We start from the raw sequence: 14,125 nt of genomic DNA, 5'->3' as shown, positions 1-14,125 counted from the left end.
TCATAATGTGTAAAAATTTAAAATTAGTTAAAAAAATAGCGGGGGCCGGCCCCCGCTATTTTTTTAACTAACACACTTTATGAGATAGTCCCGAATAATGAAAAAAGATTGAATAATCATAAGTGTTTATCCCTATATTATAAAATTGTCTAAGCTTAATAATTGTCAAATTTAAATGAAGTAGAAGAAGTGTGAATTTAAGTAGGGTATGCCAAGTTAGTGTATTAGTTCAATGACGAGGAAGACAAGGGAGTTAGAGCGTTCAACACAATAGCAAACACGAAATCTCTTAATTATAGATCAATCACAATCTATTTTATAAACAAGAACATAAATGCATCCACAGAATTATTCAATGCAAAACAAATAGTCCTTAGCGCACAATTCAGAGAGTTGAAATTTAGAATTCTTTCTCTTTACACTAACTATAATTTTTGAATAAACATGACAATTGCTCTTGATTTTATTTAAGTGTTTTTGCAGCATAAAGTCATAGCCATACTCTAAGTTAAGGAGGCTTAATCTTTTCTAGAATTATCCATCATCCTTCGCAATTATCCAATAACAAGCTAATAGCAATTCCAGAAACCGAGTATCCCTTTACTTAAAGTATGATTACAATATCTTTATAGCGTATTTATAGCGTGTTTATAGCGTATTTGTAGCGTATTTGTAGCGTGTATATAGCGTGTATATAGCGTGTATATAGCGTGTATATAGCGCTTATTAAACGTATTATATGCCTAGATCATACATTCAAGCTTCCTTTTATATTGCGTAAAAGAAGAGGTTTTTAGAATACGCTTTGCTATGGTAAATCAGGAACATTAATTGCCTTAAAACACACTGTTTTAAAACTTACGTCTATCAGGGTGGGCGCAGTCGAACCCGCAAAGTTCAAAGGAGCTAAAAACATTTAATTCATTCTATTTAGGTAAACTACAATCTTTGCATAAACACAACAATTGTTCTTCATTCCTTAACTGTTGTAGGTAGGTACGGAAATAACCCGCAATTGGCTTCTTTAAGATTATTCTTTTATAAAGCGGTAGGTCTGTGCTTCACCTTGGTGTGTTACGGTTGCTAAATATACGCCGGAAGCAAGTTTATTATTAAGTGGGATAGTTACAGTATTGGCATTACAATCTAAAGTTTCTTCATAGATCTTTCTACCACTTAAGTCTATTATGCTTAGCATTAATTCCTCACCGTTTAATTTAGGGGCGTTAATATACAGCGTATTGCCTTTTATTGGATTTGGATATAAAAGAATACTTGATAGGAAGTTTGAGTTTTCAACACCAAGGCGCTGCTCTGAAAGGATCGAGAAACGTGCAGTGTCGATGCTCATTGGATTGTTAACGTCTATTTTGAAACTATAAATGTTGTCTCCAGTTTCTAAAAGAGTACGAGTACCGGTAGCGTGATCATCAAGGAAAAGCATGTTAGAATCAAGTCCATCAACAGTAAGTTTTAGGGTGTATTCAGAATACTGATACCCTGAGGTGAATAATTGGTATACTTCTGATGCTTGTGGCATTTCCCGTTGTGCAATACTCAAATATGTTCCATTGTGGTTTATTGCGATATTTTCATAAAAATTCATTGGTTTTACAGCATCTGTGGCATCAAGTAGGTTGTTGTATCCTTCTGCAAAGCGAATTATAAAACTATCGTGGCCTGGACCATTATTATGGTAATTTTCGGTAGTAAAGAGTTGCACCGTTAGCATATTGTTGTCTAAAATTGGATTGCGATTGGTGGCTGTAAAATTCCCAGGAGCTTTGTCGCTTTCATCAAAAAGTATGGTCGCATTGCCTGAAACTTTAACCTGTGCAGCTTGCCCAGGTTGCAAGTATTGATTTGCAGTAGAACCAGGAAAATTATTAGTTCCGTCGGAAGGGTCTACAGTTACATAGGCTCCGTAAGTCGCTCGGGTTGGGTCGTATACGTAGTAATATTGTGTGTGTAAATTTGTTGAATTTGAGAATACTGAAGCTACATCAACAGTACTTTGGTATGGATTTCCAAACATTACAAAATCTCCGTCTGTGGCTGTGAAATTCTGGCTTTGGGTTCCTGTTGCTAGTGAGCCAGTTGTTCGAAGTACTGTGGCGCTTGACGCATTGTTATTCGGGTCATTTAAATCAATATTTCTATCTCCTCGAACGAATAATAGAAAAGCATCTCCAGCTGTTAAGGTGTTTACATCGGTATTTGCAATTGCTTGAAATGTTTGTGCTCCCACGTTGACTGTAAACATAGAAGGGTTTCCGGTAACGGTGCCATCAAAACCGTTTTGCTGATCGGTAATGCTACCAGTAATATGAGTTCCAAAACCGGGTGCTGGATTGTCTGTATTATTCGTAGCAGCCTCTTGCCAGTTGGCTCTTATTGAAGTTGAAGTAGTAACTGGACTGCTTACCATTCGGTACGAACGATTGTTGCTAAAATAACGTTGCACTGTTGCGTTACCTAAAATACTAGTAGTTTCTGATATAGTGCCAAGTTCTCCATTACCAGTAGCAGTACTCACAAATACGAGTTGTCCTAAGTTGGAGATATTTCCAGTTAAATTCAGTACGTTATGGATTTCTAGCGTTGCGTCAGCCTGAATACTAATGTTTTTTACTTCGGTATCAGCGGTAAGACTAGCAGTGCCATCAATTACAATAATATCGTCTAAAGCGGTAGAAACGCCGCTTGGGTTTTCAGGAGTCCAAGTTCCATCTTCAAAAGTATAAGTAGAAGGAGCAGCATTCACTCGAATAGAAAAACGGTCGGTGGCCTTACTAAGAGGGAAACTTGAGCTTACTGTAAAGCTATATGCTGAAGTTCCATTTTCAAATAGTGTGCTCGTATTAGCGTAATTATCATCTAGATAAAAACTAGTATGGGGTAGACCGTCAACAATTATTTTTAAAACGTATTGTGTGCTTTGATAACCAGCAGAATACATTGAATAAACTTCGTTTACTTGTGGCATTTCCCTACTTTCAAAACTAAGATAGGTTCCGTTATAGTTAATACCTAAATTTTCAAAGAAATTCATTGGTTTTACGGCATCAACCGGAGTTAGGTTATTGTCATTGTTCACGTCGAAGTGTATTCCGAAACTATCGTGTACAGAACCACCGTTATTATAATTCTGCAGCGTGTACAACTGAACCACTAAAAGGTTATCAAATGCTCTATTGGTAGCAATAGGTTCTTCTTGATACACTTTGCGTTCAGAAATGCTTGTAGTTGCTGAAATCCCATCATTTGAAGCTTCTTCAGCATCATAGTCTAATTGAATTTTTTGTTCAACTCCATAATTAATTGCGTTAGATTGCCACAATAAAGCGGATATAAATAGTGCTAAAGTTAAAAGTGTAATGCTCTTCATGAGGTAGTTGTTTTGGTTAGTTTTTGGTTATAGAGCTAGTTCGTTATTGCCGTTATTATGACACAAAATTTTAACGCATATCAATATTTGTAGGGTGTTAATTAAATAATCCAAATGGTATATCTAATTTAATCTTTTCACTAATATTTAAGGATACTTTCTTATTATGTCTGAAAAACAAGAGCAATATAGCTTTTTTTTCCTATTGATGTTTTGATCGCAATAAAATAGTCGTTGAACTATTTTTTATAGTCCTTCTTCTTTTTCCTTCTGTCCAGTCATCATTAAATATGCTTTTAAAAAGCCGTCTATTTGTCCATCGAGAACGGCGTCGGTGTTTCCTGTTTCGTGACCCGTTCGAACATCTTTTACTAAATGGTATGGATGCAAAACATAATTTCGAATTTGCGAACCCCACTCAATAGCCATTTTATTATCCTCAATTTCGGCTCGCTGCGCCATCTGTTTCCGAAGTTCAATTTCGTATAACTGCGACTTCAGCATTTGCATCGCTTTTTCCCGATTATCCAACTGACTACGCGTTTCGCTATTATGAATTACAATGCCGGAAGGGTGGTGGGTAAGGATGGCTTTCGTTTCAACTTTGTTTACATTTTGTCCCCCAGCACCCCCACTTCGGGCAAAATCCCACGAAATGTCGGCAGGACTTATCTCAATTTCGATTGTATCATCTACCAACGGATACACATAAACACTCACAAAACTAGTATGGCGTTTGGCATTGCTGTCAAAGGGTGAAATACGTACTAACCTATGAACTCCGTTTTCACTTTTTAACCAACCAAAAGCGTATTCTCCGTCGATTTCAAGAGTTACGGTTTTTACACCGGCAACATCGCCAGACTGGTAGTTGAGTTCTTTTACTTTATATCCGTTTTTTTCGGCCCACATCAGGTACATACGCATAAGCATTTGTGCCCAATCGCAGCTTTCTGTACCGCCGGCGCCTGCAGTAATTTGTAATACAGCGCTCATATCGTCGCCTTCTTCATCCAACATATTTCGGAATTCGAGGGCTTCAACAGCGTCTTCTGCTTTTTGAAATGCTTTCTGAACTTGTTCTTCAGTTCCTTCACCATCATTAAGAAAGTCGAGAAGAATCTCAGCTTCTTCAGTAAATGAAACTGCATCTTCGTAGTCTGTAACCCATTTCTTTTTTGTTCGCAATTCCTTCATAAAAGCTTCTGCTTCCTGCGAATTGTTCCAAAAGTTGGGATCAAAGGTTTTTTCTTCGTCGTTGGTAATTTCTATTCGTTTGCCGGCAATGTCAAAGATAACGCCTTAGGGCATCTAACCGTACCTTAAGGTCTTTGATTTGGTCTGTTGAAGTCATATCTGTGCCCCACAAAGCGGGTGTCTTTATAGTGTTAATTCAATTTAACTGTTCTGAACCTTTAATTCTGAAAAGTTATGAGACAAAAATACTATTAACTTCGTGAGCCGAAAGATTTTTTTCCGCTAATTTTATGCCTTTTGAAGATAACATTCGGTTTATACTTTAATTGTTTATGAAAAAAGTAGTGCTAATATTCGCTTTCATTGTTTCCAATATAATTTTTGCCCAAAACGATAAGAATTTTGTAGATGCATTAGTAACACAGAAAATGGCCGAACTCGAAATGCAAGCAAACCCATTGTATTTCTGCAAAATGGATTATTGCGAAGGAGCTATTCAAAGTTTTATTTTACCAGAAGGAGAGCGGTGTACATCTAGTTCAACCTATTATGCTGTGTATGTTTTTTGGAAGGAAGGCGAGATTATGAAGTTTCAGAAGTTTGATAATTGTGGCAGTTTTATGCCTTTTCCAATAAGTTTTGATAGAAATATGAAGAAAATCCTAACCGATAAGCAAACCCTGAAATCGGAAAAATTAAAACCTTATAACAAAACAAGTAATGATCTGGAACAGAATTGCTTTATAGACTACAAATTCGTGATTTCAGGTGAAAAATTTGAAAAAAGTTTTAAAGAATCTGATTTAGATAGGAATGCAAAAGATAAAACTTCAAAATACAACAATGCTCTTCATCTAATTAAGATTGATTCTGAAATATCGGAACAGTTGAAAGTGTTTGAAAAAAATGGAAAATTTATCCGCGAAAAGAAAAAATAGAATGACAATAGATTTAAGAAGTGATACTGTAACGCGTCCCACACCAAAAATGATGGAGGCTATCCTTAATGCCCAAGTTGGCGACGACGTTTATAAGGAAGATCCGTCTGCTAATAGGTTGGAAGAAAAACTTGCCGAAATGTTTGGAATGGATACTGCGCTTTTTTTCCCCACGGGAAGTATGGCGAATCAAGCCGCTATAAAAATGCACACCCAACCTGGAGAACAATTAATTGCCGATAAATGGGCACATGTTTATAATTATGAAGGTGGCGGAGTTTCGTTTAACAGTGGTGTTTCTTGTAAATTGGTAGCCGGCGATCGCGGAATGATAACTGCGAATCAGGTAAAGGAAAGTATAAATCCGCCAGATTTTTATCACAGTCCGTTAACGAGTTTAGTTTGTTTGGAGAATACTACAAATAAGGGGGGAGGAGCTTGTTATGATTTTGCTGAAATTGAAAAAATTAGAAATGTTTGCGATAATCACAATTTAGGACTTCACTTAGATGGAGCCCGAATTTGGAATGCTTTAGTGGCTACAAAACAAAATCCAAAAGACTATGGAAGGGTGTTTGACACTATTTCGGTTTGTCTGAGCAAGGGCTTAGGTGTTCCTATAGGAAGTGTTTTGATAGGAAAGAAGGAGATAATGACAAAAGCGATGCGCGTTCGTAAAGTATTGGGCGGTGGGATGCGACAAATAGGCTTTATGGCTGCGGCTGGTATGTATGCGTTAGACAACCATATTGAGCGAATGGCAGAAGATCATAAACGAGCTTCGGAAATAGCCGAAATGCTTGTAAAACAATCGTTTATTGAAAGTGTAGAACCTACGGAGACAAACATTGTTATTTTTTATCTGGCGAAAGGAACGTCTGAAAAGAGGTTTATGGAATATTTACTTCAAAATAACATCAAGATAAGCAGTATGGGACAAGGAAAGTTACGAATTGTAACGCATTTGGATTACACTTCCGAAATGCACGAGAAATTTTTAGATGTATTAAGTAGCGCTAGTTTGGGGTAGCGGAATAGAAGGGGAACCGAAGATGAAGATTCCTCACGGTTCCGCTCAGCAAACGAATATAGTTATGAAGACGAATTTCAAAACGAAACCTCTTTTGGCTCCGCTCGGGAATCTAAATTCAGCTTTAACAAATTGATAGTCAGCATTTTTAACAATCCGATAATTCATTAATTAACACTCATACTTTGGAAATAACTGCATCATACACCGACCTTTATCAATTAACAATGGCTCAAGTTTATTTTAAAACAAAGCCTAACGGAACAGCGGTTTTTGATTATTACTTTAGATCGAATCCCTTTGAAGGTGGTTATGCTGTTTTTGCTGGTCTTGAAAATATTTTAGAGATTCTTGAAAACTTTACATTCTCACCCTCCGATATTGATTATTTGAAGCATCACAACTTTGAACCTTCATTTTTAGATTATTTGAAGGGCTTTCAATTTCGTGGTACAATTTCGTCGTGTAAAGAAGGGGATGTGGTTTTCCCGAATAGACCTATTCTGCAAGTGGAAGCAAACATAATAGAAGCACAAATTGTAGAAACTGTATTGCTAAACCTGTTGAATTTTCAAACCTTAATTGCCACCAAAGCAAGCCGAATAAGATATAGTGCGATGGATAAGGTGTTGCTCGATATGGGGTTGCGGCGCGCGCACGCTACTGGTGGATATTACGCTACACGAGCAGCAATCATTGGAGGTTTTAACAGCACTAGTAATGTGAAAGCAGCAAAGGATTTTAAAGTTTCATGTTCGGGAACCATGGCTCATTCGTATATTCAGAGTTATGAAGATGAATTAGAAGCATTTCGCGATTTTGCCAAAATCCGCCCAAAACAATGTGTGTTATTAGTTGATACCTACAACACTTTAAAAAGTGGTTTGCCTAATGCAATTATCGTTGCAAAGGAAATGGAAGTTAGAGGAGAGCGTTTAATGGGCGTTCGGCTAGACAGTGGCGATTTGGCTTATTTGGCAAAGAAAGCTCGTGTAATGTTGGATGATGCCGATTTAAAATATGTGAAAATAGTAGCTTCCAATCAGCTGGACGAGTTTGTCATTAATAGTTTAAAAGAACAAAAAGCTCCGATAGATATATTTGGAGTTGGAACTAATTTGGTGACTGGAAAGCCAGATGCTTCGCTAGGAGGAGTGTATAAGCTATCAGAATTAAACGGGGAACCTCGAATTAAACTATCCGAAAATATTATTAAAACGACACTTCCTTTCAAAAAACAAGTATATCGAATGCTTGATGAAAGCGGAATGTTTTACGGAGCCGATGCCATAGCGCTTGCTTCCGAAGAAAAACCAACCAAAATGGTGCATCCGTTTGACCAGACTAAAAGCTTGGCACTAGACAGGTTTCAACAAGAACCCTTATTAGAAAAAGTTATGGAAAGAGGGCAACGATTGTTTGTAGAAAAATCTGTTGCTGAAATAGCTCAATACTCTAAATCAAGATTGGCGCAGCTGCCTACGGAGTTTAAGCGTTTTCAAAATCCACATATCTACAAGGTTGGACTTAGCCCGAAACTTAAAGAAGAACGTGATAAATTGATAGATACCCATACGCGATAATTCTTTGTAAGCAGGTTGCGTATTAAAATGAATTAGGTTCGTATTCTGTAAATTAGACATTTCTTAATCTAATGGCTTTTAATGGCTTATCTAGCGACTATCAACGATTGAGAAATTTGACTGACCTTTCCTAAAACTGCTATAAGGTTTAATAAATAGATACTAATAATTATACAACCTAAGAATTACCCCGAATTAGCCTGTTTTAACCTTGACAAGTTTTTAAACTATCCTATTAATTTGTAACTTTATAAAATATATTAATCCATAAAATTTTGAAATAATGTCAGAAGCAGTGCAAATGATTCCGGGTAATTCATTAATAACAAAAACTCCCGAAGAAGGTCGACAATTAGCTGTTAAAATGGCTCGATTGGTAATAAAAGTAACACAACCAGATGCCGAGGTTAGAGAAAAGTTACGTCCAGTTTATGCTGAAGATGCCGCAATGCTTTTAGCGGTAGGGCAAGTGGTTGCAACCGAGTTCGCTACAATTGCCGCGGCCAATAATTATTGGAGATAACCTTAAATTAAATATAGTTTATTTTTGAATAAACTTGTATACTGTGTTTTTAGACAATTAAATTGACTAGTGAAATTATAATTTCCTGAAATTTGAGATGATTTTCGAATAGATTTTCAGAGTTTTGGCAGAAATTGTTTATTGATATACCATAAACCTTTATTTTGTCGAAATTTCGAATATTTTTACCTATCTTTGGCAACATCAGATATTGAATGATTAAACCCAATATAGGTAAACCAATAACAATACTATTCACATATAATTAATACGTAAAGTCATTTGCCTTGGGCGAATGGCTTTTTTTATTCAAATAACACAAATGGCAAAATCGCAACAGACGTACAATAAAAAAGAAAAAGAGAAAGCAAAACTTAAGAAAAGAGAGGAGAAGCAAAAGAAGAGAGATGCTCGTAAGGCCGAAAAATCGCCTGGAATTGAGTTTGCTTATGTAGACCACAACGGAAATTTAACCGATACTCCGCCAGATCCATCTTTAAAGGTAGAAGTAGACCCAGAGGAAATAGTTTTAGGGGTTCCACCACAAGAAGAAGGAGACAAGGAAGTATTTGATCCTGTGCGTAAAGGGAAAGTTTCGTTTTATGATTTATCAAAAGGCTTCGGTTTTATTGTAGATAATGAAAACAACGAAAAGTATTTTACACACGTAAGCGGCATCATTGATGAAATCGCCGAAAATGACAATGTATCTTTTGAATTGGAAAAAGGTCAAAGAGGAATGAATGCTGTGAAAGTTCAAAAAGTTTAAGTTAAGTTCAAAAAGATTTAGACTGCTTCTTTGTTGCAGTTTTTCAATATACCCCAATGAAAAAATCCCGCTAAATTGCGGGATTTATTTGTGTCATTTTTCGAAAACGATTAGCTAGCCATATTATCGTATTCTTTTTTCGCTTTAGTTTTCAAACTGTCGTATTTTTCAGAAATACTTGCTTCAACATCACCAACGGTTTCCTTTATTTTACGACCCGTATCGTTTACTTTAGACTTAATTTGCTCTTTTTCTTCAGGAGACATGTTTTTGTATTTCCAAAATGCAAGAGCTCCTGCTGCAAGTCCTACTAGTGCTAATAATCCTTTTCCTTTATTGTTCATAATCTTTGGTTTTTTTTGTTTACTGTAAAGATACGCCTTTAATTGAAGGACAATTATTTTTAAATCCACTTTAGTAATTATTTAATACAAATGGGGGTGTTTTAAATGGGTTTTGCCAATTTTTTGTGAATTAGTACGCAAGTAAATTTTGTAAAAACATCGAATTGTATGTCGCACATTAAAACATTTAAATTCTCGGCTCAAAACCATTTTATTTTTTCAGAAATTAAAGTTTCAAACTTTGAATTTAAAGGAAGCAAAAGAAATTATCCACGCGTCTAAACTCTGAGTATATTTGCGAAAATATTATAAAATGCCAAACAATGGTTTCGCTATGGATAAAAAGCAAAAAAGTGAGAAAGAGGTAGACGATGTGAATTTGCATACCGCTGATAATTATGGAGAGGAAAACGGGATTAGCGAAGCTGAAATTGCAAAATGTATAGCAACTCTAGAACTTTTAAATAAACAAACAGATCTTATATTCGAAATTCCGAAGCAACAGCGAATAGCATTAATTAGAGCTTCGGGACAACTATCGAGACCAAATCGCGAGGAGTTTTCTAGAAGAAAAAAGGACGCCAAAAAGGCCGAAAAAAGAAAACGAGCAGCTAAAGACCGCACTGCCCGAAAAGAAACAGGAATTAGAAGCGCTCGTGAAAACATAGTGTTTGTGGCACCAAAGTTACTTCAAGCAGCAGATTTATCACTAAAGAACGAGTTAGAGCTCGAATCGCCTCGCAACTGTTATGTGTGTAAAACATTGTTTACTAAAATGCATCACTTTTACGATACAATGTGTACCGAGTGTGGGGATTTTAATTATGCTAAAAGGTTTCAAACAACCGATTTATCGGGGCAAGTGGCTGTAATAACTGGGTCCAGACTTAAAATTGGATATCATATTACTTTAATGTTGCTTAGAGCTGGTGCCACGGTTATTGCTACTACCAGATTTCCTGTCGATTCGGCTTATCGTTTCGCGCAAGAAGAAGATTTTCATAAATGGGCTGATAGATTAAAAATTCACGGATTGGATTTACGCCATATTCCAAGTGTTGAAATTTTCTGTAATTATATTAGTCAGCAGTACGACACCCTAGATATTCTTATAAATAATGCTGCACAAACCGTTAGACGCCCTGCTGGATTTTATAAACATATGATGCCAAAGGAAGAAATGCCCTTTGAATCGCACCCTGCGTTTGTAGCCAACCTATTGCACGATCATCGAAATTGTCTTCAAGACCTAAAAACGCTAACAGATGAAATGGGGGCTAATCCTAACAAAAATATTCCAGTTACGTGGCACGGAAAAGAACCAGGAATTGGGATACGGGCTTCGGCAAAGCTTTCACAGATTCCATACAGTTTCGATAATTCTCTAACTGCAAGTGAAGTATTTCCTGAAGGCAAATTGGATGCAGACCTACAACAAGTTGATCTTCGAAAAACGAACAGTTGGCGTTTGCGTCTTGGTGAAATAGAAACTACTGAAATGATTGAAGTACAGCTTGTTAATTCGATTGCGCCTTTTGTTTTATGTAATCGTTTAGGTGAAATAATGAAAAAGACCAACACTGGCAAAAAACACATTATAAACGTTTCGGCAATGGAAGGGAAGTTTCATCGTTTCTTTAAGGAAGATCGCCATCCACACACCAATATGGCCAAAGCAGCATTAAATATGTTGACGCATACCGCCGCTGGTAGCTTGGCAAAAGAAGGAATTTACATTAATGCTGTAGATACCGGCTGGGTTACCGATGAAGATCCTGTTGAACTAGCAAAGCGAAAAGAAGAGCTTCACGATTTTCAACCGCCTTTAGATATAGTTGATGGTGCAGCACGGGTAATGGATCCGCTAATAGATGGTATTAATACGGGAAAGCATTGGAGCGGAAAATTTTTAAAAGATTATATGCCGATTGATTGGTAGGTTTTAGAGGTTTAAAAAGAGACAAGACACCAGAAACCTAGACTAGAAAAATATTATGAATAAAGAGCAGCCAAACAACCCATTACACGGTATTAAACTTAAAGATATTGTACAACATCTTGTGGATTTTTACGGATGGGAAGTTCTTGGGGAACGCATTCGCATAAAATGCTTTAATGAAAATCCGTCAATAAAATCAAGTCTTACCTTCTTAAGAAAAACTCCCTGGGCACGTGAAAAGGTGGAGGCACTCTTCCTAAAAACTCCGAAACAATAGGCTTTTGGGCTAATTTGCCAATTTATCGAAAAATCTTCGTGCAATACCTTTAAAAGCATGTATTTTTGCAACCCCAAAAAGGAGGAGGAAATATGACAGAAATACCACAAGCAATTCAGGATAAAAAGACAGATAAGGAGCTTTATAGCTATCAAAAAGGTGCAATCGATCAAATTTTTGAGAAGTTTGAAACCGCCCCCGACGATCACCATTTGCTTTACCAGTTACCAACTGGAGGAGGTAAAACTGTGATTTTTTCTGAAATTGTCCGACAATATTTAAAAAACCACAAGAAAAAAGTGCTCATTATGACGCATCGTGTGGAGTTGTGCAAGCAAACTTCAGAGATGTTGACTAGTTTTGGCGTATTGAACAAGGTGGTAAACAGTACAGCCGACCTTTCTGATCAAGACCAGTACAGTTGTTTTGTAGCAATGGTCGAAACCTTGAATAACAGGCTTAACGATGATAAACTTGATATTTCAGACGTGGGACTAGTTATTATAGATGAGGCCCACTATAATTCCTTTACCAAGTTATTTAAGTTTTTTGAGAACTCTTTCATTTTAGGAGTTACAGCTACCCCATTGAGCTCGAATAGAAACCTTCCTATGAAGGATAATTACGATGAGCTAATTGTAGGTGAAAGTATTCAATCGCTTATCGATAATGAATTTCTTGCCGAAGTAGAAGTCTTTCAGTACAATATGGGTCTTACTTCGTTAGAGATTGGTCCAAATGGAGACTATACAGTTAAATCTTCTGACGACTTATATTCAGCAGTAAATATGTTGGATCAGTTGTTACAAGCGTATTTAACGCATTCTAAAGGAAAGAAAACCTTGATTTTTAACAACGGTATAAACACTTCAATTCAAGTTTATTACCATTTAAGGGCAGAAGGCTTGCCTATTATGCACTTAGATAACACCGCTACTAAGAAACAACGTAAAAAAATATTAAAATGGTTTCGGGATACTCCAGATGCCATTTTGACTTCAGTAAGTATTTTGACTACAGGGTTTGACGAACCAACCATAGACACTATTATTCTGAATAGAGCAACCCGATCTTTAACACTGTATTTTCAGATGATTGGTAGAGGATCTCGAATTTTGAATAACAAATCGAAGTTTAGTGTAATTGATTTAGGAAACAACTACCAAAGGTTTGGCCCTTGGGAAGCAGATTTAGACTGGCATGCCATCTTTAATAACCCTAATTACTTTATAGATAATTTATACAGTGATGAGGAGTTAGAGAGTAATTTTAAATATGAAATGCCCGAAGAACTCCGCGAGGAATTCTCAAAGAGTAAAGATGTATATTTCGATATTAAAAAGACTTACCAAGATGCAACCTTTAATGGAATTTCATCAAAAGTAGTTTTAGAAAAGTCAATTGAACATCACGCATATATTTGTGTCGAAAATAGTGAAGACGTTTATGACGCACTAGGTTTAGCTAAAATGTTGGGCGAAGATATTGATTATAGAATAGACAAATACGCTAAATGTATTAGTAAAAGCACCCATAATTTTGTGTCGTGGTTAAAAAATGATTACCGCTTAAAACTAAGAGCACATCTTCGAGATAATTTTGATGAAATTTATGAACAGATTCACGGTCACCCGCCTATAGAAGAGTAGGAAAGGACTTTCACTTTATTTAGTGAATCATTCTTGTTTAACTATATTCTTCAGTTACTAATCATAACACGTTATTCGAAATAACTTTTTTAAATTTTAAAAGCGACGTGCTATAGCAATATTCTCACACTTTAGTGAAGTAAATATGTAAGCTTCCCCTATTTAGAACTGTTAGTTTTTCCAAATATATAATTTTTTACGTTTTAAAATAGAATGGCTTTCTCTTCATATTGTTTCTTTAAAGCCATTTTATTTTAAAATGAGCCTAGCGGCAGCGACACGTTTGTTTTCAGCATATTTTACTGGTGGTATTTTCCCTAAGCTATCGTGTGGTCTTTTATGGTTATAATCATCCATCCAAATTTGAGTTTGTTCACGCACTTGGTGTAGGTCTTCAAAAATATATTTGTTTAGCACCCCACGCCTATATGAGCCGTTGAAACGTTCTATAAAAGCATTTTGAGTTGGTTTTCCTGGCTGTATATATT

The 14,125-nt window shown here is 36.3% G+C and carries 12 protein-coding genes; 8 read left to right on the top strand and 4 right to left on the bottom strand.

Annotated features, from left to right (window positions below; all coding sequences use genetic code 11):
* Positions 1 to 1,030: 1,030 nt before the first annotated feature.
* Entirely contained in the window at positions 1,031 to 3,388 is a 2,358-nt protein-coding gene (locus BLW28_RS15125) for a T9SS type A sorting domain-containing protein (RefSeq protein ID WP_083540874.1), read from the bottom strand.
* A gap of 246 nt (positions 3,389 to 3,634) precedes the next feature.
* Positions 3,635 to 4,742, bottom strand: a protein-coding gene (gene prfB / locus BLW28_RS15120; RefSeq protein ID WP_143036916.1) for a peptide chain release factor 2 whose coding sequence is annotated in 2 segments (ribosomal slippage) — positions 3,635 to 4,678 and positions 4,680 to 4,742 — 1,107 coding nt in all. Because the reading frame shifts where the segments join, the coding sequence is not laid out codon by codon here.
* Between the two features lie 175 nt (positions 4,743 to 4,917).
* On the opposite strand from prfB, the gene BLW28_RS15115 reads away from it, so the two are divergent.
* From BLW28_RS15115 to BLW28_RS15095, 5 genes are all read left to right on the top strand, one after another.
* On the top strand, positions 4,918 to 5,523 hold the full coding sequence (locus tag BLW28_RS15115) for a hypothetical protein (RefSeq protein WP_073222113.1): 606 nt from the start codon (positions 4,918 to 4,920) through the stop codon (positions 5,521 to 5,523).
* Position 5,524: 1 nt separating this feature from the next.
* Positions 5,525 to 6,553 (top strand): threonine aldolase family protein, encoded by a 1,029-nt coding sequence (locus tag BLW28_RS15110; RefSeq protein ID WP_073222116.1) that lies wholly within the window; start codon positions 5,525 to 5,527, stop codon positions 6,551 to 6,553.
* 185 nt (positions 6,554 to 6,738) lie between these two features.
* Positions 6,739 to 8,136 (top strand): nicotinate phosphoribosyltransferase, encoded by a 1,398-nt coding sequence (locus tag BLW28_RS15105; RefSeq protein ID WP_073222119.1) that lies wholly within the window; start codon positions 6,739 to 6,741, stop codon positions 8,134 to 8,136.
* A gap of 283 nt (positions 8,137 to 8,419) precedes the next feature.
* Positions 8,420 to 8,659, top strand: coding sequence for a hexameric tyrosine-coordinated heme protein (locus BLW28_RS15100; protein WP_073222123.1), 240 nt, complete (start codon positions 8,420 to 8,422; stop codon positions 8,657 to 8,659).
* Positions 8,660 to 8,981: 322 nt separating this feature from the next.
* Positions 8,982 to 9,428: a cold-shock protein gene (locus tag BLW28_RS15095; RefSeq protein WP_073222128.1), complete on the top strand. Its 447-nt coding sequence runs from the start codon at positions 8,982 to 8,984 to the stop codon at positions 9,426 to 9,428.
* 110 nt (positions 9,429 to 9,538) lie between these two features.
* Here BLW28_RS15095 and BLW28_RS15090 read toward each other — a convergent pair whose 3' ends face one another.
* On the bottom strand, positions 9,539 to 9,772 hold the full coding sequence (locus BLW28_RS15090) for a hypothetical protein (protein WP_073222131.1): 234 nt from the start codon (positions 9,770 to 9,772) through the stop codon (positions 9,539 to 9,541).
* Positions 9,773 to 10,085: 313 nt separating this feature from the next.
* Here BLW28_RS15090 and BLW28_RS15085 point away from each other — a divergent pair, with 313 nt between their 5' ends.
* From BLW28_RS15085 to BLW28_RS15075, 3 genes are all read left to right on the top strand, one after another.
* Positions 10,086 to 11,711, top strand: a complete 1,626-nt coding sequence (locus BLW28_RS15085; RefSeq protein ID WP_234946507.1) for an SDR family NAD(P)-dependent oxidoreductase — start codon at positions 10,086 to 10,088, stop codon at positions 11,709 to 11,711.
* A 55-nt stretch (positions 11,712 to 11,766) separates the two neighbouring features.
* Complete coding sequence (locus BLW28_RS15080) at positions 11,767 to 11,988, top strand: VF530 family protein (RefSeq protein WP_073222125.1); 222 nt, start codon at positions 11,767 to 11,769, stop codon at positions 11,986 to 11,988.
* Between the two features lie 92 nt (positions 11,989 to 12,080).
* Positions 12,081 to 13,637 (top strand): DEAD/DEAH box helicase, encoded by a 1,557-nt coding sequence (locus tag BLW28_RS15075; protein WP_073222136.1) that lies wholly within the window; start codon positions 12,081 to 12,083, stop codon positions 13,635 to 13,637.
* A 249-nt stretch (positions 13,638 to 13,886) separates the two neighbouring features.
* On the opposite strand, the gene BLW28_RS15070 is transcribed toward BLW28_RS15075, so the two are convergent.
* Positions 13,887 to 14,125: integrase core domain-containing protein (locus tag BLW28_RS15070; protein WP_143036915.1), on the bottom strand; the 239-nt coding region annotated here is incomplete at its 5' end.

The organism is Aequorivita viscosa (genome assembly GCF_900106795.1).
Classification (GTDB): domain Bacteria; phylum Bacteroidota; class Bacteroidia; order Flavobacteriales; family Flavobacteriaceae; genus Aequorivita; species Aequorivita viscosa.
This window is presented reverse-complemented; position numbering and strand designations above follow the sequence as displayed.